Genomic DNA, 21,437 nt, shown 5'->3' on the forward strand with positions numbered 1-21,437 from the left:
TTTTTACCCCATAATTTTAATAAACTATGAGTTCTTCCTTTGACAATTTTCAAAAACGTCGTCTTATTTCTTCTTATTTCTCAGTAGTGCTAAGTGTCTTCTTAGTTTTATTTCTATTGGGTTTCTTAGGTCTTTTTATCATAAATTCTAAAAAACTAGCGAATGATTTTAGAGAAAATATTGCTATGACAGTGTTTTTCAAAAATGAAGCTAATGATAGCATTTTAAAAGGTTTTGGAACAGAATTAAAAGCGAATCGTTTTGTAAAATCGTATGATTTTGTTGCAAAAGATGCTGCAGCTAAACAACATACAGACATTATAGGTGAAGATTTTATGACTTTTCTTGGAGAAAATCCATTACAAAACTCTTATGACATTAATTTAAAAGCTGATTACGTTGTTAAAGATAGTATTGCTAAAATAGAAGCCGACTTACGTAAAAATACAATGGTTTCAGATATTGTTTATGATAAGCAATTAGTGAATTTAGTGAATGATAACATTAAAAAAGTAAGTAGCTGGATTTTAATTATCAGTAGCTTCCTAGCCATAATTGCTGTTTTGTTAATCAATAGTTCATTGCGTTTATCAATTCACTCCAATCGATTTATTATAAAAACGATGCAAATGGTTGGCGCTACTAAATCGTTTATTAGAAAACCTTTTGTAATTAGAAGTATTAAACTAGGAATGTTAGGAGCATTACTTGCCATTTTAGCGTTAATTGGAGTATTAATTTACGTTGAAAATAGTTTTCCTAATCTAGGTATTTTAAATGATAAAGCACTAATTGGAATTGTGCTTGTGGGAGTTTTTGGATTTGGCGTGTTAATCACTTGGTTAAGTACTTACTTTGCGACACAAAGATTCTTGAACTTAAGAACGGATGATTTATATTGATTTACAAGAGTACAGATTAATGATTTTTTGATTTCAGATTTAATAAAAATGCACCTCAATTTAGCACAAATGAAAAATAACGAACAGAAATCAGAATTTCTTTTTGATAAAATAAATTATAAAATTCTATTAATTGGAATTGCAGTTATAACGCTAGGATTTATCTTAATGGCAGGCGGTGGAAGCGATGATCCTAACGTATTTAGTGATGAAATTTTTAATTTTAGAAGAATTCGATTAGCGCCAACAACCGTTTTAATTGGTTTTGGGATTACCATTTATGCTATTCTTAAAAATACTAAAAAAGCATAAATGAATATATTACAGGCTTTTTTAATTGCCATTATTGAAGGATTGACAGAATTTCTTCCGGTTTCTTCAACAGCTCATATGGTATTTGTTAGTTCCTACTTTGGCATACAAGAAGATGATTTTGTAAAACTATTTCAGGTTTCAATTCAATTTGGAGCCATTTTAGCAGTGGTCGCATTGTACTGGAAAAAGTTTTTCGATTTTTCCAAATTCAATTTTTATATAAAACTTGTTTGTGCTGTAATTCCAGCGTTGGTTTTAGGAAAGTTATTTGATGATAAAATTGAAGCTGTGTTAGGAGATCCTATTCCCATTGCTATTGTTTTGATTTTAGGTGGCATAGTTCTACTTTTCATTGATAATCGTTTTCAAAATCCAACCGTAAAAAAGGAAGAAGATATTACAGTAAAACAAGCTATTATAATTGGTTTTTGGCAATGTTTAGCTATGATGCCGGGAACAAGCAGATCTGCAGCCTCTATTATTGGTGGAATGCAACAAGGACTAACGCGTCATGTTGCGGCTGAATTTTCATTTTTTCTTGCCGTACCTACAATGATGGCCGTTACGTGTTATTCTGTTTTCTTAAAAACATACGAGTCTTCGCAAATGAAAGGTTATGAGTTAATTTTAAAATCAAATGAAAACATTCAACTTTTTCTTATTGGTAATGTAGTAGCTTTTATAATTGCCGTTTTAGCAATAAAATTTTTTATTGAAATCATTAAAAAATATGGTTTTAAACCCTGGGGTTATTACCGTATTATTGTTGGTGTTTTTTTATTAATTTACTTTTCATACTTTAAATAATTACTTTGAAGACATTCGAAAATTTCCTAGAAGGACAAATTTTGCTTATTGATAAACCGTTGAATTGGTCTTCCTTTCAGGCTGTAAATAAATTAAAGTATGCACTTATTAACAAACTTGGACTTCCTAAAAAGTTTAAGATTGGTCATGCCGGAACGCTCGATCCCTTAGCAACTGGGTTATTGTTAGTTTGCACAGGGAAATTCACTAAAAAAATTACTGAGCTTCAAGGTCAAGCCAAAGAATATACTGGAACTTTTCACATTGGTGCTACTACTCCATCCTACGATTTAGAGACAGCGATTGATCAAACCTATTCCACTTTACATATTGATGATGCATTGATTCATAATACAGTGCAGCAATTTCTTGGAGAAATCGATCAAAAACCACCTATTTATTCTGCTATAAAGAAAGATGGTGTTCGATTGTATGAACATGCGAGAGCGGGAGAGACTGTGGAAATTGCTTATAGAAAAACAACGATTCACGAATTTGAAATTACAAGAATTGCGCTTCCAGAAATTGATTTTAGGGTTGTTTGTAGTAAAGGGACGTACATCCGTTCATTAGCTTTTGATTTTGGAAAAGCGATGAATTCAGGTTCTCATTTAACGGCTTTACGCCGTACAAAGATTGGTGATTACAATGTCATTAATGCAATTGACGTCATTGAATTTGAAGATAGTTTATCAGCTAAGATATAACATTATGATGCGACTTGTAGCTCTTACTTTATTTTTATTCTTAAGTTTATCAGCTTCATCCCAAAATAAAAAATTCACTTACTTCCAATTTGATCTATCTGCAGCCATTAGAGGAAATCCTGATGCTAGTGCAGTAGATCAATATACCCAGAAAAAAGGTTCTTGGCTTATTCCTGATGGTTTAGGAACAAAGTTTGGTTATGGAATTCATCATAAAGAGTGGATTGCTTTGGGTGTTCACACTGGAATAAATTGGGAATGGACTGATAAATTAGTCGTTGCACCAGTTTTTGCTAATTTTAAATTAAGTCCTAAAGTGGGTGAAGACACTAGAATAACGTTACAATTGGGTTATGGGAAAGCGATAGTTTTAGGTCGTGGCTCTTTAATGGGAGAATATAAAAAAGCAAGTATCGGTATACAAACCGTTGATGATCTTATTCTTTTTATCGAATTGAATCATTATTCTTTACCTATGTATAAACAAAGAGATTCTGGAAATATAAGTTTAGGAATTGCACTGGTTACCTTCTAAAAGCAAAAACACATGACAAACTAGTTAAATTAATTTGCGATGTGTTTTTTTTTAATAAAATTTAAAGTAGTTTTTAAACCATACTTTTACTTTAAAACTAGCCAAAGCTGCGTGTTAATAATTAGCAACATTTTTACCTCCAAAGAGGAAAGACGATACATAATCATAAACTTTCTCAAATAATTTTTTCATAACGATGTTTTATAAATTGTTAAACAATAATTAAACAGTCATAATAAAATTAGATTAAAAAAATAGACTTGGGATAATGAAGTGAAATTACAAAATATATTTGAATAATTACGGTAATTGTTAATTATCTAATTGCGTCATTAAATCAATCAATTCATGCTGAGCACTGATACCTTTATCCTGAAAATACCACATTTGAAGATTTGTTTTTGCAGTTTCATCAACAATACCAAATTCTTTTTTATAATTCTGTATTAATTCCATTGCTCCTTTTGGTCTTGGACCCCAATGACTCAAGACACTTCCAGTTTGTTTATCAATGATTACCACGATAGGAATAGATTTTGAATTATTGGTCAAAAACAAATTCATAAAATCATCATTATCATCTCGCAAAACAATACTTAACTCTACTTTTTCTGATGCGACAGCCATTTTATCAATGATAGGTAATAATTGTGCAGCATCACCACACCATCCTTCAGATATAACTAGCCATATATACTCTCCTTTTAAGGATTGTAATTTCAGTACGTTTTCCTCTGTGATTTTTATCGTTTTATCTAAACGATTCATACGAGTTTCATTTAGCGAACTATAATGGGTTAAATCATCAGATTGTTGATGACCAGTAGATTTATTTTCTAATAGCAAATCAGAAACTAATTTTCTATATTCTAAATAAGGATGACTATTAAATAATGCTTTCGCTATTGTGGTTTTCATAATTTCATTTTTATACTTACAAAGTTAACCTATTTAAAAGGTAAAATTGTGACATATATCACTTTGAGAAAATCGAAAGTTGTAATTTTGGACTAAATTAAAATTATGAATTTAAAAACAAAATCAATTGGTCTCATCCTTTCTGGTGGAGGTTCAAAAGGTTTAGCTCATGCTGGAGCTATTAAATTTCTTGAGGAGCAAAATATTATACCTGATAGAATTGCTGGAACCAGTGCTGGATCTATTGTGGGAGCGTTATATGCTTGGGGAAAAACGCCAGAAGAGATACTTGATTTTTTTAAGTCCATTTATCTTTTCCATTGGAAACACCTAACTTTTAAAAAAGCAGGACTAATTAACTCCGAATCGTTTAAGCATTATTTTCATAATATCTTTAAAGATGCCACATTAGCGGAATTAAAAATACCAATCCAAATCACAGCAACAGATATGGTAAGAGGAAAACTAAAAGTATTTAATCCTGATACTAAGATTATTGACGCCATTCTAGCCTCATCTGCGTTTCCAGGCATTATGTCACCTTATGAAATAGCAGGACAATTGTACAGCGATGGCGGAATTCTAAATCATTTCCCAACGGATATATTGCAAGGACATTGTGAAACTTTAATTGGTATATACGTCAGTCCTATTCAAAAGATTGAAGCTAAAGATTTAAATTCTATTAAAGCAGTTACAACAAGAGCATTTGATATTCTCTCTGCCAATTCTAATATGCACAAGTTTAATAATTGCGATTGGGTTATTGAACCTACAGATTTGTGTTTGTATAGAACTTTTGAAACTAGTAAAATTAAGATGGATGCAGTCTTTAAAATTGGTTATGAAGCAGCAAAAGAATCATTTGAAAAACTTAAATTATAAAATTTTTGCAACACTATTTTTAAAAATCAGAATATGTCTATATTTGCACCAATCAACACAACTCAAAAATGAAATACAAAAGAATTCTTCTAAAATTAAGCGGTGAAGCCTTAATGGGTGATTTGCAATATGGAATTGATCCGAAAAGACTTGCGGAATATGCTGATGAAATAAAGCAAATTCATCAAAAAGGGGTAGAAATAGCTATTGTTATAGGCGGTGGAAATATTTTTAGAGGAGTTGCTGGAGCTAGTGCAGGAATGGATCGCGTGCAAGGTGATTATATGGGAATGCTTGCTACTGTTATAAATGGTATGGCATTGCAAGGAGCACTTGAAGAGAAAGGAATGAAAACACGTTTACAAACGGCGCTAAAAATGGAATCCATAGCCGAACCATACATTAAAAGAAGAGCGGATCGTCATCTTGAAAAAGGAAGAATTGTAATTTTTGGGGCAGGAACGGGAAACCCTTATTTTACAACAGATACAGCTGCGGTTTTACGTGGTATAGAAATCAATGCCAATGTAATTTTAAAAGGAACCCGTGTTGATGGTGTTTATGATTGTGATCCTGAAAAAAATGCGTCAGCTGTGAAATTTGATTTCATTTCATTTGATGATGTGTTAAAAAAAGGATTGAATGTAATGGATACTACGGCATTTACTTTAAGCCAAGAAAATAAGTTGCCAATTGTAGTTTTTGATATGAATACGGTAGGAAACTTATTAAAAATTTGTGAAGGTGAAAATATAGGAACAGTAGTAAATATTTAAGTTCCCAAATTGTTTAAAAGGATTAAAAATAAATAAATCATGACTGAAGAAATTGAATTTATATTAGATAGTACTAAGGAATCTATGACAGGTTCTATTGCGCATTTAGAAAAAGAATTTTTAAACATTCGTGCTGGAAAAGCATCTCCTGCGATGCTTGGAAGTGTTTTTGTAGATTATTATGGATCAGCAACTCCACTTTCTCAGGTTTCTAAAATCAGTGTTCCTGATGCGCGAACCATTACCTTACAACCTTTTGAAAAAAACATGTTACATGTAATTGAGAAAGCAATAATGATTGCTAATATAGGTTTTAACCCTATGAATAATGGTGATGTTATTATTATAAGTGTTCCTGCCTTAACAGAAGAAAGAAGACGCGAACTTGCCAAACAAGCAAAAGCTGAATCAGAAGATGCAAAAGTGGGAATAAGAAACGCACGTAAAGATGCTAATACTGATATTAAAAAATTAGAGAAAGAAGGAACTTCAGAAGATCTATGTAAAAATGCTGAAGATGAAGTTCAAAACTTAACGAATAGTTTTATTAAAAAAATAGATGAACTTCTTGTTCATAAAGAAGCTGAAATCATGAAAGTCTAAGTTCTTTAAAGTCATTAAAAAATCCGTTTTAGTAAAATCATTTTAAGATTTAGTAAAACGGATTTTTTATTTTAGTGTAAACGCAAGCAATTTTATGTACTCGAAACAAATTTCAAACCAATAATAGAACTGATTAAAGTTGTTATAAAAAATATTCTCCAGAAATCAGCAGGTTCTTTAAATACAAAAATACCAACTAATACGGTTCCTACTGCTCCAATGCCTGTCCAAACAGCGTAAGCAGTTCCTATAGGTAAGGTTTGTGTGGCTTTATAAAGCAGCAACATACTTATAGCTAAACAAATTAAAAATCCTACTAACCACAATATTGAGGCCATACCCGTACTTTGTTGGGCTTTGCCTAAACATGTAGCAAAACCTACCTCAAATAATCCACCAATTATCAATAAAATCCAATTCATTTTAATACTACTGTTTAATAATTAATACAGATGGAACATCGCTTAACCATTCATTTGTCGAATCTACTAATTCTTTCCAACTATTAAGGGTAATTAACATTAAATCCTGTTGCTTTAAAAACCCTTGTTTAATAACTTTATTTGTAATCAGTTCTATATTATTCGGATATTTATTTTCTAATGACTCAATTGCGCTTTTCAAAACAAAATTAGAATTAGCATGTCCTTTTGCATCTAAAATAACAATTTTTGAATTATTATTAAAAACCAATTTTTGAACATAATCAAATAAAAAAGAATCTTCAGTTGCAAAAATAGGAATAAAAATACTATTTATAACTTTTAAATTCTTGTCAATTAATATTCCAATTGGCATTTTTGTTTTAGAAATAATTTGTCGGGTGCGTTCATCAAAAGGCGAGTTTTCGAACAAACCTTCCTTACCTGTAAATTTATCGATTAGACGATCAGGATTAATAATTCTCGTTGTAAATCCAATAAGCTTTCCTAAAAGAGTACCTTCAAAAATAGATTTTCCCAAACCTATTAACAGTAAATCATAATCTCCTTGATTAGCCACATCAGCTATCTCATTTTCAATGTCTTGCGTAGATTTAAAAATGGTTACAATATCTTGATCTAATAATTGAGATTCTTTAACAATAGGATTAAAACTATTTTTCTCTTTATGATCTAAATTAAAGGAATGCACTTCATCACTTAATGATAGATGCATTACTGTAATACTTGATTTTTCTTTTTCTTTTTTAATTAAACTATTAGCTAATCTCAATAATGATTTTCCTTTTTCATTATTCCCAAAAGAAATTAAAATTCGGTATTGATTAACGATTGTTGATTCGCTAATATCAGTTCCATCTTTAGTTTTAAATATGAAATTAATTAAATCTAGAGCTGGACCAGTCATAAAAGTAGTTACTAGAGCCATTATAACCATCATCGTGAAAATTTCGGGAGTTAAAACCTTTAACTCTAATCCAATATTCAAAACGATAAGTTCCATTAATCCTCTGGTATTCATTAAAGCGCCAATCGTTAAACTATCGCGCCAACTTTGTCCAACGAATTTAGCTGCCAAAGCACTTCCTACAAATTTTCCAACCACTGCAATTAGTATAATAAATCCAGTTATTTTCCAAAGATAAGGATCATTTAAAAGTCCTATTTCTGTTTTCAAACCTGTAAAAACAAAAAACAAGGGAAGTAGAAGAATTAAAGCCACATCCTCTACTTTTTCAATAAAAATTGTTCTAAATTTAGGAATATCTGGCATGATTGCACCAGCCATAAATGCGCCAAACAGTGCATGAATCCCAATTATCTCAGTAGCGTAAGAGGACATAATGAGTACTAAGAAAAATATAGCAACAACTGGTTTTACAATAGTATCTTTTGAACCATATAAGTCACCAATCCTTTTTAGAAAGGGCTTCACTATGAAAATCATTGCAAGTACGTAAATAATTGCAAGCATAATAATGTACAACGAACTAACGAAAGTTCCTGCTTTGACAATAGCAATTACTACGGCTAGAATACACCATGCAGTAATATCATCTGCCGCGGCACAAGTAATTACAATTGCACCCAATTTTGTTTTATGAATTCCCCTTTCTTGCACGATCCGCGCTAAAACAGGAAAAGCAGTAATACTTAGCGCAATTCCCATAAATAAACTAAAGGAGAGAAACTTCACTCCTTCAGGAGCAAATTGATCATATACAAAATAAGCTAGTCCAATTCCTAAAGCAAATGGTATTACAATACTCGCATGACTAATAACAACTGCATCATTTGCTTTATTTTTTAAGACCTTCATGTCTAATTCCATTCCTATTACAAACATGAAAAGAATCAAACCTATTTGACTTAAAAATTTTAAGTTTCCTAACGATTCAACAGGAAATAAAGTAGATGAAAAATCTGGAAAATACAATCCTAATAAAGATGGGCCAAGAGCAATTCCAGCAATAATTTCACCTATAACAGAGGGCTGTCCAATCTTTTTAAAAACCCAGCCAAAAAAACGAGCAACAAGAATTATAGTTACTATTTGTGCCAAAAGAATTGCTAAAGGATCTTGAATATTATGTTGCATTGAAGCTAAAAAATCACTCCAGGAACCGTTGCCACTTTCGGGTGTTTGGATTGTTTTACTTGCTTCGAGAAACTTTCCTTTACTAATAATCCAATAAATCAAAACGGAAAAACTCCCCGTTAAAAGTAGGTAAAAGAGCGTGTTTTTATATTTTTTCATATTTGTTTTTTAAGACTCTCCATTTTTTTAAAAAACCAAAGATGAGAAATTTTACTGAATCTAAAATAACTGTAAAATTATTATATTGTTAACATAATCAGCCCACATTACAAACTTACCTGCCAATATATAGCCGTTAATTTTCAAGATTTAATCCCTTTTAATTACCTTTGCACCCACTTTATAAAATTTATGAAAAAGAAATTAAAAGTCGGTATTTGGGAAACAGTTGCTCATATCGTGCTTAGAAATAGAATTTTAATGTTATCCATAATAGCAGTGATAACAATTCTTTTAGCGTTACAATGGAAAAATATACAGTTTTCATTTACAGAAGCTAATTTACTGCCAGACGATCATATTGTTAATAAGGAATATAACGCTTTTCTAAAAAAATTTGGTGAGGAAGGTAACTTGATTGTAGTTGGCGTAAAGGATAATGCTTTTTTTACACCAAAAGCTTTTGCTGCTTGGAATAAATTAATGACTGACATAAAAGCACAAAAGGAAGTTGATTTAGTGGTATCCATCAATGATTTAAAGCAATTGAAGAAAAATGATTCATTGCAAACTTTTGAACTCCTTCCATTTGTAGACAGCAGTAAAACAAAAAGTCAGAACTATTTGAATGGCATTAAGAAGGACTTGTTTCAAAACATGCCTTTTTATGAAGGATTACTTTTTAATAAAAAGAGCGGAAGCATACGCTCTGCCATTTATTTAGATAAAGAAATTGTCAATACTGAAAAACGTAGAGATTATATTGTAAAAAACTTTCTTCCAAAAATTGAAGCGTTTGAAAAAGAAACAGGAATTGATTTACGCGTTTCAGGAATGCCTTATATTCGTACGCTGAACGCAATGAGTATTTTAAGCGAAATCAGTTTGTTTATTGGCGCATCATTATTTCTTACATCACTTATATTTTTCTTCTTTTTTAGATCATTTAGAGCGACCTTAATTGCAATATTAATAGTAGTTACAGGTGTTATGTGGACTTTTGGTTTATTAGGATTGTTCAATTATCATATTACCGTTCTTACGGCGCTTGTTCCAACTTTAGTAATTGTCATTGGAATTCCAAATTGTATTTTCTTAACTAATAAATACCAGCAAGAATATAGCGCTCATCGTAATAAAGCGAGAGCTTTACAACGTGTTATTACAAAAGTAGGTACAGCAACATTAATGACAAATCTTACTACCGCTGCAGGATTTGCCACTTTTATTATTACCAGTAGCCAACTTCTAAAGGAATTTGGTATTATATCGTCTTTGAGTATTGTCTCCCTATTCTTTTTGTGTTTAATAGTAATCCCTATTTATTACAGTTATCAACCCGTTCCTAAACAAAAACATCTTGAACATTTAAATCGAAATTATACACGTGTATTTATCAACTGGATAGAAAAAACTGTTAAATATAACAGACGTTATGTTTATACTATTGCGTTACTTATTTTCGGCGTTAGTATTATTGGTGCTTTTAAAATCAAAACCTCTGGAAGTTTGATCGAAGACATGCCAAAAAATACGAGTTTTTATAAAGACATCTTATTTTTTGAAAATGAATTTGACGGAATTATGCCTCTTGAAATAACAGTTGATACTAAAAGAAAGAAGGGAGTCATGAAGTTATCTACTTTAGAAAAAATGGATGAACTTCAAAAAACTATAGAAGAAATTCCAGAACTTTCTAAGCCTATCTCGATATTGAATTTAGTAAAATATTCTAAGCAGGCTTACTTTAATGGCAATCCTGATTATTATGATTTACCTAGCTCACAAGAGCAAAATTTTATTTTGGGTTATGCAAAAAATGCTACTAAAAATAGCAAAGACAACTTAATGAAAAGTTACGTTGACAGTACTGGGCAAGTCGCTAGAATTACTACGTTTATGCGCGACATTGGAACCGGTAATATGGCTAAAATAGAGGATAAACTTGCAGCCAAAGCAGATGAAGTTTTTCCAAAAGATAAATTTAATGTAGTGATGACCGGAAAAGCATTAGTGTTTGAAAAAGGAACACAGTATTTGTTAGATAATTTAGTGAGCTCCTTATTATTTGCTGTATTTTTAATTTCATTATTAATGGTATTTATGTTCCGTTCTTTCAAGATGGTAATCGTTTCTTTGATTCCAAATTTACTACCTTTGATCATTACGGCAGGCTTAATGGGCTATTTTGGCATCCCATTAAAACCCTCTACTATTTTAGTATTTAGTATTGCCTTTGGTCTTTCTGTAGATGATACGATTCATTTCTTGGCACAATATCGACAAGAGTTAAAGCACAATAAATGGAAAATTAAAAGATCAGTTTTTGCAACTATAAAAGAATCTGGAATCAGTATGTTTTACACCTCAGTAGTTTTATTCGTTGGTTTCTCCGTGTTTATGTTGTCTGATTTTGGGGGAACTGTTGCTCTAGGTGGTTTAATTGCGGTTACATTAGCATTTGGTATGTTGTCTAACTTATTGTTATTACCTTGTTTAGTTTTAACACTTAATAAATCATTAGCTAATAAACAAGAGTTTATCAAACCTAAAATTGACATATTAAACAACCCAAACGAGCAAGATGATTTAAATCTGAAATAATCATAAAGTAATTCTTAAATATATCCCGTGTCAGAATACGGGATTTTTCTTATTCAAAAAGAATTTCTGAATTTCCTATGAGCTATTAAGAATAAAACATGTGATTTTTCAGAGAAAAATTAGCACTTGAAATTAAGAGCAGGCTTAAATTGTGAAGACAAATTATAATGTCTTATGACCATTTACTAGATGTTATGAGGTTTAAGATTAGCACCTAGGTACTACACTTTGGAAAGATAAAAACAATAGAAACCGCATTATACAGCTGTTAAGTTAATTGTAAATGATTTTACGCACTGTTTTAAATGCTTTACTTTTGTAAGCTGTTACTAGCAATAAATTTTATTTTGGTAAAAAACAGATTTAAATTTATACAAATACGAAGATTATGAATAATACAATCAAAATCTTGAGTATCGCTTTAGTTCTACTTTGTACTTATTCTGCATCTGCACAATTGACGGTAACCTATAGCGATTTAAATCAAGAAGGTGCTTTGGAATTAGCTAAACAGGCTAATATAGAAGCTCAAAAAATGAACAAGAAAATTTCTGTTGCGGTATTAAATGCTTCGGGAGTTACACTTTTGTTATTAAAAGGGGATAATGTTGGTCCTCATAATACAGAAGCTTCACGCAGAAAAGCGTATACTTCTTTATCCACAAAAACGGCAAGTTTTCAACTTATGAAAAATGCGGAAGAAAGTAAGGATGCTAAAAATCTAAACACATTACCAGAACTTTTATTATTGGGCGGCGGAGCACCTATATGGAAAGATGGAAATTTAGTAGGAAGCATCGGTATTTCAGGCGGTGGCGGCTCAGAAAATGATAATAATATCGCTGTAAAAGCAGTTCAAAATTTAGGTTTTAAAATCAGTCAATAATCCATTAATTAAATTACAATGAAAATAAAAAGTCTCTTATTAGTATTATTTCTCGCTACAGCAAGTATGACCTTTGCTCAAGAAGTAAAACACCAATTATCAAGTCATATTCTTGACATCACACAGGGGAAACCAGCTCCTGATGTTAAAATAACTTTATCTAAACAAGATAAAAACGCGAATTGGACAAAAGTCGATGAAAAATTTACAGATAAAAATGGTCGTATTGGAGATTTCTTGAAAGCAGACGGGAAAAACAATACTGGAATTTATAAATTAACTTTCCACACAGCACCTTATTTTGAAAAAGCGGGACAAAAATCATTTTATCCTTACATTGAAATTGTGTTCGAACTAAAGGATAACGAGCATTACCACGTTCCAATAACCCTATCCGCTTTTGGTTACTCCACTTATAGAGGAAACTAAATTATCACTTCTATTTTAGATTAGCTTAAAAAAGTTCGTTCTTAAGATATTTTAGAGGATTTAAATCCCGATCATCGTCGGGATTTGAATCCTCTTTTTTTTATAAAATATATTTTTTCTAACTTTACGAAATACCATCTTTCTTAATATCATTTTATCAAAAGTACTTCGTACACAGCGTTATTGATAAAAATGAATATGAAGTATAACAAATAGAATTCACATGTTAGAAAATTTTGGAGATAAAGTGATTAAGTTTAATCAACAATTAGATTTTTCTGGAGAACTGCCCGAAGGTTTTCAAGTGATTAATCCCTTTAGTGACAATCTTGAAACTAGTGTAGTCATGAAACAGTTTTATCAAAAATTCTATGCTGATTTAAATCCAAGAAAATTTATTATCGGAATCAATCCAAGTCGGCATGGAGCGGGTGTAACCGGAGTTCCATTTACAGATACTAAACGTTTAGAAAGTTTTTGTGGAATAAAAATGGCGTCGGCACATACACATGAGATTTCCTCTGTCTTTATGTATAATATGATTGAAGATTTTGGCGGAGTTAAAGATTTTTATAAGCAGTTTTATATTAATTCGCCTTTCCCGTTAGCTATTGTTCAAAAAAATAAAAGTGGAAAATGGGTTAATGCCAATTATTATGATGACAATTCGCTATTTACAATGGTTAAGGATTTTATGATTTTAACCTTAAAAAATCATATTAGTTTAGGGCTAGACACATCGGAAGTGTATGTATTAGGTAAAAAAAATGCTGTTTATCTACAGAAATTAAATGGAGAAGCAAATTTATTTAAAAGCTTAAAAATACTTGAACATCCACGTTATATTCAGCAATATAAATCCAAGGAAATGCAAATTTATATTGATAAATATATCATCACTTTAAATAGAGCAAGATAATTTCATAAATAGGAATCCACATACTGCTAATGAAATGTTAATAACAGCTTTTACTATATTCAATTCTTTGAAATGATTATTATATAGATTACATTAGCATTTAGTAAAAAGCAACCTGATGAACAGTAGAAATTTTTTTTATAAAAAGTCATATAACTTAGGGTTAGTCTTGTCATTACAGTATAAGCAAGATGATGCTTTTTTAAAAAGTTCTAAAGAGTTTATATCTTAAACCCTGTCGCTACCCAAGACAGGGACTACCTCACTATTCAATCTTTATTTTTAAAATAATGCATCAAAACTTTGATGAAGTTTTTCATGATCAAATCTCATCTTTAAATAGTGTGAGTGTTTGATATTTGGGTTAAAAAAACTTTTAAAAGATTTGTAATAAAACAAAACAAAATGTCAAAAAATTTAATTTTAACAACAGGAATTTACGATATGATTAAAGATCATGTCAAAAGAAAAAAAGCAACGCCAACGCAAGAAGCAACTTTACTGGCACAACTTAAAAATGCTAAACAAGTAACTAGAAAAGAACTACCCCTAGATGTTGTAAACATTGACACTCGTGCCACTATAAAGTATTTAGACAATAACGAGGAAGAAGTTTTCACATTTGTTGCGCCAGATAAAGCAAAAAGAAGAAATAATACTGAGTCTATAATGTCTACCATGGGACTAGCTTTAGTAGGTTATCAACAAGGTGATACTCTTACTTGGTCATTTGAAGAAGGTGAAAAACAAATAGAATTACTCAAAGTAGAGAAAATTTAATTTTACTATTTTTAAAATATAAAATATTCAATAAGCAGTTTCAAATTTAGTTTTGAGACTGTTTTTTTTGTTTTATTATGTAACGTTATTACGTTTGAGGATATTAAGTTCAGTTTTACAGCGATATAAATAAATCCAAGTTCATCAAGTTGCTCCGAAAAGTTTTTAACTTTACGGATGTGAATTTGATTTTTAAACTGATGTTCATACACCTTATTTAATTTGCTAAATTTCCACTTTTGAGGATGCGATTATCAATATTAAAATGACGTTAAAGTACTGACGCGCGCTGAGATATTTGTACCTCAACGCAAAGCATGATATTTTAAAGATTTTACTTTAAGTTTTAAACGTTTCTTTCATTAAACTAAAAGACAAGTACAAAACCTCAGTGCTAAACAATATTTATCTTTGCGAAAATCTGTAAATATATTATAAGTTATCTACTTGTCTATTAATGGTTTTACATTAAATTGAAGGCAACAATTCATTTGTAAATAACTCTTGCGTTCTAATCTTAGAGTTTTCTAAATTGCTTTCAATCAACCAATTTAAAAATGAGTCAACTCTTTCCGGATTCATAAACCCGCAATTATTATAATCTCCAAAATAACTGATTGTTGCATTGTGTGCTTTTTCAAGATCAATGTTTTCTTTATCATAAGCTGTTATGTAAAGATTTAAAATCTCAATTACTACTGACTTATTCTCTTGAGCGTACAAATAACCTTTGCGTGTAGCTTCAATAAAATTTGAATAGAGGGTTTTATTATTTTTTAGGTTATTTCGTTTAGTGATAATAACTGGAGAGTAGCCGTATGGAATAGAATAATCTTTGAGTGACCACTTATTTAAATCAATGTTTTTACTTTCAGCTTCTACGCCTTCCCAATTATTGAATATCCAAGTTGCATCAGCTGTACCATTTAATAATGTATTCCAAATGCCTAATTTATCAGGATACACAATATTAAAAATTCCCTTTCCACCGTCCCGTTTAACAAGTTCTTTTACGATTTTGTCTTCATAACGCGCTTTATAGGAGGCATACGTTTTCCCATCTAATGCTTTTGGACTTTTTAATATAGTTGATTTTAAAGATGCAATACTACTAATATCTTCTTGTAAAATTGCAAAGACTGCAATGGCGTCTACTTTATTTTCTTTATTATTAAGGCTAATCACTGTCTCAAAAGGTGCTAATACAAAATCAGCAATGTCTAACTCTAGCTTTTTACCTGGAGTAGTTAGATAATTGTCAGTAATAGGATCTATAATTATCAAGTCAATACCATATTGCTCATAAATCCCTAATTCTTTTGCGATTAAAATACCAATATGATTCACATTTGGAGTCCAATCTAAAGCAATTTTTAATGTTTTCATCTAAGTTTTATAAGATTAGTGTATTATAAAATTATTAATTTTTCAAAAATTAAATAGTGTTTGCCAAATATAGATTTTATAAGTCATAAAAATAAAGTTGCGGTCGCAAAATCGTAAAAGTGATAAAAGTACTGCTTTTCCTGAGCAAGATTATTGGCTATTAAGAACATTGCACCACGTTTCCAACTTTACGGATCTGACTACCAGTTTTAAACTGATGTTGAGAAAAACCACCCCAATATAACATCTTAATTAAATCTCTGTGAATTGCTGAGATGTTTCCATCGTGACAATTGGAATAGTGTGTCTCAATAAAAACGCTTCGCAAAATTTCTAATTTTGAGGATGTGATTACCAGTTTTAAACTGATGTTAAAAGCTTGCATATCCGTTAAATTCTAGCCCCAACAGCAATGGAAATCCTTATTGTTTTTGTCTTCAAAAACAATAAGATTGAAATGGATAGCGGAAAATAGCTCCAAATTCCAGAATCCTCTTTAGATTGCTTCAATTCTCACGATGACAATTAAAAACAATTCATTTATATTTGCAGGTAGGTTATAAAAACAATTTTAATATCAACGATAGACATAAAATGAGACATACAAAAGTTAAAGACTTACTAAACAGTAAAACGACGCTTCACGAAGTAAATGCTAAAGGATGGGTGAGAACTTTTAGAAATAATCAATTTATAGCCTTAAACGATGGTTCGACCATTGATAATATTCAGTGTGTGGTCGATTTTGAGAACACGCCAGACGAAACTTTAAAAAGGATTACAACTGGAGCGGCAATATCAGTAACGGGAACTTTAATAGAAAGTAAAGGTGCTGGACAAAAATTTGAGATTCAGGTGGCAAAATTAGAAATTCTGGGAGATTCTGATGCAGAAAAATTTCCAATCCAACCAAAGAATAAACCTAGTCTTGATTTTTTACGTGAAAATGCACATTTAAGAGTCCGCACAAATATGTTTGGAGCGATAATGAGAGTACGTTCAGTATTGTCTTATGCGGTTCATAGTTATTTTCAACAAAAAGGATTTGTCTATGTAAATACCCCAATTATTACTGGATCTGACGCTGAAGGTGCTGGAGAAATGTTTAAAGTAACTGCATTACCATTTGACGGAACGCCGCGGACAGAGGATGGAAAAGTAAATTATAAAGAAGATTTCTTTGGAAAAGAAACCAACTTAACGGTTTCTGGTCAATTAGAAGGAGAAACTTTTGCAATGGCTTTGGGCCAAATTTATACTTTTGGACCCACATTTAGAGCAGAAAATTCTAATACTTCGCGTCACCTTGCTGAATTTTGGATGATTGAACCAGAAGTAGCGTTCAACGATTTGAATAACAATATGGACTTAGCCGAAGATTTTATTCAATATGTTATAAAATACACAATGGATAAATGTCCCGAGGATTTAAAGTTCTTAGAAGGTCGTTTATTAGATGAGGAAAAATCAAAACCAGTTGCTGAAAGAAGCGAAATGCCCCTTTTAGAAAAATTAAACTTTGTTTTAGAAAATAATTTCAAACGTGTTTCATATACAGAAGCAATAGATATCTTGAGAGATTGTACTCCCAACAAAAAGAAAAAATTCAATTATATCATTAACGAATGGGGAGCTGATTTACAATCAGAACATGAACGTTATTTAGTAGAAAAACACTTTAAATGTCCCGTGATCTTATTTGATTATCCCGCTAATATTAAAGCATTTTATATGCGTTTAAACGAAGATGGGAAAACAGTTCGCGCCATGGATATTCTTTTTCCAGGAATTGGAGAAATTGTAGGTGGCTCTCAAAGAGAGGAACGTTTTGATGTGTTAGTTGAAAAAATGAAAGCTCTGGGAATTGATGAACAAGAATTATGGTGGTATTTAGACACCAGACGTTTTGGATCAGCAGTTCACTCTGGTTTTGGACTTGGATTTGAAAGATTAGTACTTTTTGTAACTGGAATGACTAATATTAGAGATGTAATTCCTTTCCCAAGAACACCACAAAATGCTGAATTTTAAAAAGGCTTATTCGGTTAATCGTTTATTTGTTTAACCGATAATTCCGATTAAAAAATTAAACAAATAAACGATTACAGTAAATGCTAAAGCAATTCTTAAATTTAAAATTATCACAAAAATTATCTCCTCAACAAATACAGTTGATGAAGTTAATTCAATTGCCTACTCAAGCTTTTGAACAGCGTTTATTGGAAGAAATGAACGAAAATCCAGCTCTTGAAGCAGGAAAAGAAGACGACGAATTCGAAAAAGATGAATTCGAAAATGAAGAGTTCGATGATTATGATGAGGCTGAATCCGAGCGAATTGAAGCTGAAGACATTAATATAGATGAGTATTTAAGTAACGATGAAATTCCAGATTATAAAACGCAAACAAATAATTATAGTGATGACGATGAAAATAGAGAAACACCTTTTGCAGCGCCAGTAAGCTTTCATCAAGATCTAATCAATCAATTGAATACGTTTATCTTAAATGATCAAGAACGTGAAATTGCAGAATTTTTAGTAGGCAGCATAGATGACATGGGATATATACGTAGAAGTATTCCCGATATGGTTGATGATATGGCTTTTACCCAAGGTATTTACACCGATGAAAAAATGGTCGAAAAAATGATGCAAGTTATTCATGAACTGGAACCGTCAGGTGTGGGCGCCCGCGATTTACAAGAATGCTTACTATTGCAGTTAAAACATAAAACACCTACAGAATATGTAGATCTTGCCACTGATATTATCTTTAATCAATTTGATGCGTTTACTAAAAAGCATTATGATAAATTAATTCAAAAATATAGTGTTTCGACTGAACAGCTCAAAAAAGCGGTTCATGAAATAGAAAAATTAAATCCAAAACCAGGCGGAGCGTTTACTGGCAATAATAAAATCACAGAAAATGTAGTTCCTGATTTTGCAATTCGAATTGTGGATGGCGAATTGGAATTAACTTTAAATGGCAGAAATGCCCCTTCGTTACATGTTTCCAAAGACTATCAGGAGATGATGCAAACATATAAGGATTCTCGCAATAAATCAGCACAACAAAAAGATGCAGTCCAATTTATAAAACAAAAGTTAGATTCTGCGAAATGGTTTATTGATGCGATCCGTCAGCGTCAGGAAACACTTTTTGTAACCATGAATGCAATTATGCACTATCAAGAAGAGTTCTTCCTTGAAGGCGATGAAACCAAGTTACGACCTATGATTTTAAAAGATATTGCAGACCAAGTTGGCTTGGATATTTCGACAATTTCGCGTGTGGCTAATAGCAAATATGTAGAAACACCTTATGGTACAAAATTGATAAAAGAATTCTTTTCTGAATCGATGAAAAATGATCAAGGCGAAGATGTTTCTACTTTAGAAATAAAAAAAATACTTCAAAATACTATTGAGGAAGAAGACAAAAAAAAGCCACTTCCTGATGATCAATTAGCCGATATTTTAAAAGAAAAAGGCTACCCAATAGCTAGAAGAACAATAGCTAAATATAGAGAACAACTAGATATTCCTGTTGCTAGAATGAGAAAGAAAATGTAAAATTTATTTTTTTAATACTCTTTAATTTATTAACCTTTGTCAAAGTTTTGAACTTTGACAAAGGTTAATAAAGTTATAAAAATTTGGATTTTGAATAAATCTAAAGAAGATAATAATCAACAATTAAATTCAAAGTAAATGGATAATCGAAATGAAATAATTGCAGCTGATTCATTTTATCATATTTACAATAGAGGTATAAATAATTGTCATATCTTCTTAAATGAAGAAAACAAGTTATACTTTTTATCAAAATTCAATAATTATTAAGCGGCGTTTGCGAAGTTTATTGTTATTGCCTCATGGACAATCATTTTCATTTTCTTGTAAAAATTAAAACAAAAGAAACTTTACAAGATTTTGTAGAAAAAAATACAAAATTAAAGTTAGATAAAGATTCTGGATTACATTCAGCAACCAAAATTTTCAGTAAACAAATGGCCAAGTTTCTTAGTTGCTACACCCAATCTTTTAATAAGGTAAATAATCGTCATGGAGCTTAATTTGAATCACCATTTAAAAGATTAAAAATAAAATTTGAAGAGCATCTCAAAAATTTAATCATTTACATTCATTTAAATCCAAATAGTAGTGGAAAAAGTTACAAAACCTATCCATTTTCTTCTCACTTAGCTATTCTATCTTTAAATAAAACAAAAAATCAAAGAAAAGAAGTTATTGCACTATTTGAAAATTTGGAAAACTTCATTTATTCACATAGTCATCCATCAAAATTCGAATATGATTTTTAGTGATTTAGAACTTAATTATGTTTAAAAATTGAAAATATTAAGTTTTATCAAAGTTTTACTGGTTATCATTTGTACCCCTTCGACCTTTGCTCCCTTTGTCAAAGTTTTGACCTTTGAAAAAGGGAGCAAGGTTAGAAAAGTTACAATCAAATACATATATCTATACTCAAGATTATTTTAAATACTTTTTATACGTAATGCTAGATAATAATTATGATATTAAACTAATGTTCTACTTCATTTCCATTGAATAGGTATGAAGGTAAAACTATTTACCTAAATCTTTATGCATTGCATGATAATAAGCCGCTCGGCTCAAAGGTTCATATTCTTCAGTTTCGCCTAGCATCACTAGTTTATCATTATCTGTTTTTCTAAAGCTATAATTGGCTAGATTGCCAGTGCGAGTACACACTGCGTGTACCTTGGTTACATATTCTGCTGTTGCCATTAATGCTGGCATAGGTCCAAAAGGATTTCCTTTAAAATCCATATCTAAACCGGCAACAATTACTCGTATTCCCTGATTAGCTAGATCATTACAAATTTTCACAATTTCATCATCAAAAAACTGAGCCTCATCAATTCCTACAACATCGCAACCTTGCGCCAAAATAGCAATATTTGCAGCTGCAGGAACAGGCGTTGAACGAATTTCATTAGCGTCATGAGAAACAACCATTTCCTCATCATAGCGTGTATCAATAGCTGGCTTGAAAATTTCTACTTTTTGTTTGGCAAATTGGGCTCTTTTCAAGCGACGAATCAATTCCTCAGTTTTACCTGAAAACATTGACCCACAAATAACTTCGATCCAGCCAAATTGCTCTTTATGATTTACTGTATTTTCGAGAAACATTTTGTATTTTTCTAACTTAAAAAATGAATAGTTTTTATTACTTTGTACTGGACAAAACGACTTAAAAATTGTATACTTTTACGTCGTTTCAAAAGT

21 protein-coding genes are annotated in these 21,437 nt (G+C 31.0%); 15 read left to right on the forward strand and 6 right to left on the reverse strand.

Annotation, left to right across the window (positions count from 1 at the left end; genetic code table 11):
• The first annotated feature begins 26 nt into the window (after positions 1-26).
• From RCH18_RS07695 to RCH18_RS07715, 5 genes are all read left to right on the forward strand, one after another.
• A complete protein-coding gene (locus RCH18_RS07695; protein ID WP_326936165.1) occupies positions 27-902 on the forward strand; it encodes a cell division protein FtsX in 876 nt (291 codons plus the stop codon).
• Positions 903-971: 69 nt separating this feature from the next.
• Positions 972-1,214, forward strand: coding sequence for a DUF3098 domain-containing protein (locus RCH18_RS07700; protein ID WP_326936166.1), 243 nt, complete (start codon positions 972-974; stop codon positions 1,212-1,214).
• The gene (locus RCH18_RS07705) at positions 1,215-2,024 is read left to right on the forward strand and encodes an undecaprenyl-diphosphate phosphatase (protein WP_326936167.1); all 810 of its coding nucleotides are present in this window, start codon (positions 1,215-1,217) and stop codon (positions 2,022-2,024) included.
• A gap of 5 nt (positions 2,025-2,029) precedes the next feature.
• The gene (gene truB, locus RCH18_RS07710) at positions 2,030-2,731 is read left to right on the forward strand and encodes a tRNA pseudouridine(55) synthase TruB (RefSeq protein WP_326936168.1); all 702 of its coding nucleotides are present in this window, start codon (positions 2,030-2,032) and stop codon (positions 2,729-2,731) included.
• Positions 2,732-2,735: 4 nt separating this feature from the next.
• Positions 2,736-3,266 carry a hypothetical protein gene (locus tag RCH18_RS07715; protein WP_326936169.1) on the forward strand — a complete coding sequence of 177 codons (531 nt, stop codon included), beginning with the start codon at positions 2,736-2,738 and terminating at the stop codon, positions 3,264-3,266.
• Between the two features lie 312 nt (positions 3,267-3,578).
• Here RCH18_RS07715 and RCH18_RS07720 read toward each other — a convergent pair whose 3' ends face one another.
• Positions 3,579-4,184: a thioredoxin family protein gene (locus RCH18_RS07720; protein WP_326936170.1), complete on the reverse strand. Its 606-nt coding sequence runs from the start codon at positions 4,182-4,184 to the stop codon at positions 3,579-3,581.
• 105 nt (positions 4,185-4,289) lie between these two features.
• On the opposite strand from RCH18_RS07720, the gene RCH18_RS07725 reads away from it, so the two are divergent.
• The 3 genes from RCH18_RS07725 to frr all read left to right on the forward strand — a co-directional run bounded on the left by RCH18_RS07725 (position 4,290) and on the right by frr (position 6,448).
• Complete coding sequence (locus RCH18_RS07725) at positions 4,290-5,069, forward strand: patatin-like phospholipase family protein (protein WP_326936171.1); 780 nt, start codon at positions 4,290-4,292, stop codon at positions 5,067-5,069.
• Positions 5,070-5,137: 68 nt separating this feature from the next.
• On the forward strand, positions 5,138-5,845 hold the full coding sequence (pyrH, locus tag RCH18_RS07730) for a UMP kinase (RefSeq protein ID WP_326936172.1): 708 nt from the start codon (positions 5,138-5,140) through the stop codon (positions 5,843-5,845).
• 39 nt (positions 5,846-5,884) lie between these two features.
• Positions 5,885-6,448 (forward strand): ribosome recycling factor, encoded by a 564-nt coding sequence (gene frr / locus RCH18_RS07735; RefSeq protein ID WP_326936173.1) that lies wholly within the window; start codon positions 5,885-5,887, stop codon positions 6,446-6,448.
• A 92-nt stretch (positions 6,449-6,540) separates the two neighbouring features.
• Here the strand turns inward: frr and RCH18_RS07740 are convergent, their stop codons facing one another.
• Both RCH18_RS07740 and RCH18_RS07745 read right to left on the reverse strand, forming a co-directional pair.
• Positions 6,541-6,870: a DMT family transporter gene (locus tag RCH18_RS07740; protein ID WP_326936174.1), complete on the reverse strand. Its 330-nt coding sequence runs from the start codon at positions 6,868-6,870 to the stop codon at positions 6,541-6,543.
• A 7-nt stretch (positions 6,871-6,877) separates the two neighbouring features.
• Complete coding sequence (locus RCH18_RS07745; protein WP_326936175.1) at positions 6,878-9,148, reverse strand: cation:proton antiporter; 2,271 nt, start codon at positions 9,146-9,148, stop codon at positions 6,878-6,880.
• Between the two features lie 192 nt (positions 9,149-9,340).
• Here RCH18_RS07745 and RCH18_RS07750 point away from each other — a divergent pair, with 192 nt between their 5' ends.
• The 5 genes from RCH18_RS07750 to RCH18_RS07770 all read left to right on the forward strand — a co-directional run bounded on the left by RCH18_RS07750 (position 9,341) and on the right by RCH18_RS07770 (position 14,766).
• Complete coding sequence (locus tag RCH18_RS07750) at positions 9,341-11,752, forward strand: efflux RND transporter permease subunit (protein ID WP_326936176.1); 2,412 nt, start codon at positions 9,341-9,343, stop codon at positions 11,750-11,752.
• 388 nt (positions 11,753-12,140) lie between these two features.
• Positions 12,141-12,638, forward strand: a complete 498-nt coding sequence (locus RCH18_RS07755) for a heme-binding protein (RefSeq protein ID WP_326936177.1) — start codon at positions 12,141-12,143, stop codon at positions 12,636-12,638.
• Between the two features lie 18 nt (positions 12,639-12,656).
• Positions 12,657-13,067 carry a hydroxyisourate hydrolase gene (uraH, locus tag RCH18_RS07760; RefSeq protein WP_326936178.1) on the forward strand — a complete coding sequence of 137 codons (411 nt, stop codon included), beginning with the start codon at positions 12,657-12,659 and terminating at the stop codon, positions 13,065-13,067.
• Between the two features lie 223 nt (positions 13,068-13,290).
• Complete coding sequence (locus tag RCH18_RS07765) at positions 13,291-13,986, forward strand: SMUG2 DNA glycosylase family protein (RefSeq protein ID WP_326936179.1); 696 nt, start codon at positions 13,291-13,293, stop codon at positions 13,984-13,986.
• 405 nt (positions 13,987-14,391) lie between these two features.
• Positions 14,392-14,766 carry a GreA/GreB family elongation factor gene (locus tag RCH18_RS07770; protein WP_326936180.1) on the forward strand — a complete coding sequence of 125 codons (375 nt, stop codon included), beginning with the start codon at positions 14,392-14,394 and terminating at the stop codon, positions 14,764-14,766.
• Positions 14,767-15,234: 468 nt separating this feature from the next.
• Here RCH18_RS07770 and RCH18_RS07775 read toward each other — a convergent pair whose 3' ends face one another.
• Complete coding sequence (locus RCH18_RS07775) at positions 15,235-16,152, reverse strand: ABC transporter substrate-binding protein (RefSeq protein WP_326936181.1); 918 nt, start codon at positions 16,150-16,152, stop codon at positions 15,235-15,237.
• A gap of 160 nt (positions 16,153-16,312) precedes the next feature.
• Positions 16,313-16,537, reverse strand: a complete 225-nt coding sequence (locus RCH18_RS07780; RefSeq protein ID WP_326936182.1) for a hypothetical protein — start codon at positions 16,535-16,537, stop codon at positions 16,313-16,315.
• A 209-nt stretch (positions 16,538-16,746) separates the two neighbouring features.
• Between RCH18_RS07780 and asnS the strand changes: the two genes are divergently transcribed.
• Together asnS and rpoN are read left to right on the forward strand one after the other, a co-directional pair.
• Positions 16,747-18,183 carry an asparagine--tRNA ligase gene (gene asnS, locus RCH18_RS07785; RefSeq protein WP_326936183.1) on the forward strand — a complete coding sequence of 479 codons (1,437 nt, stop codon included), beginning with the start codon at positions 16,747-16,749 and terminating at the stop codon, positions 18,181-18,183.
• 80 nt (positions 18,184-18,263) lie between these two features.
• A complete protein-coding gene (gene rpoN / locus RCH18_RS07790) occupies positions 18,264-19,730 on the forward strand; it encodes an RNA polymerase factor sigma-54 (RefSeq protein ID WP_326936184.1) in 1,467 nt (488 codons plus the stop codon).
• Between the two features lie 1,020 nt (positions 19,731-20,750).
• Here the strand turns inward: rpoN and RCH18_RS07795 are convergent.
• Positions 20,751-21,341 (reverse strand): thymidine kinase, encoded by a 591-nt coding sequence (locus RCH18_RS07795; protein WP_326936185.1) that lies wholly within the window; start codon positions 21,339-21,341, stop codon positions 20,751-20,753.
• Positions 21,342-21,437 lie beyond the last annotated feature (96 nt).

Origin of the sequence: Flavobacterium sp. PL11 (genome assembly GCF_035985025.1) — a bacterium.
GTDB lineage: Bacteria > Bacteroidota > Bacteroidia > Flavobacteriales > Flavobacteriaceae > Flavobacterium.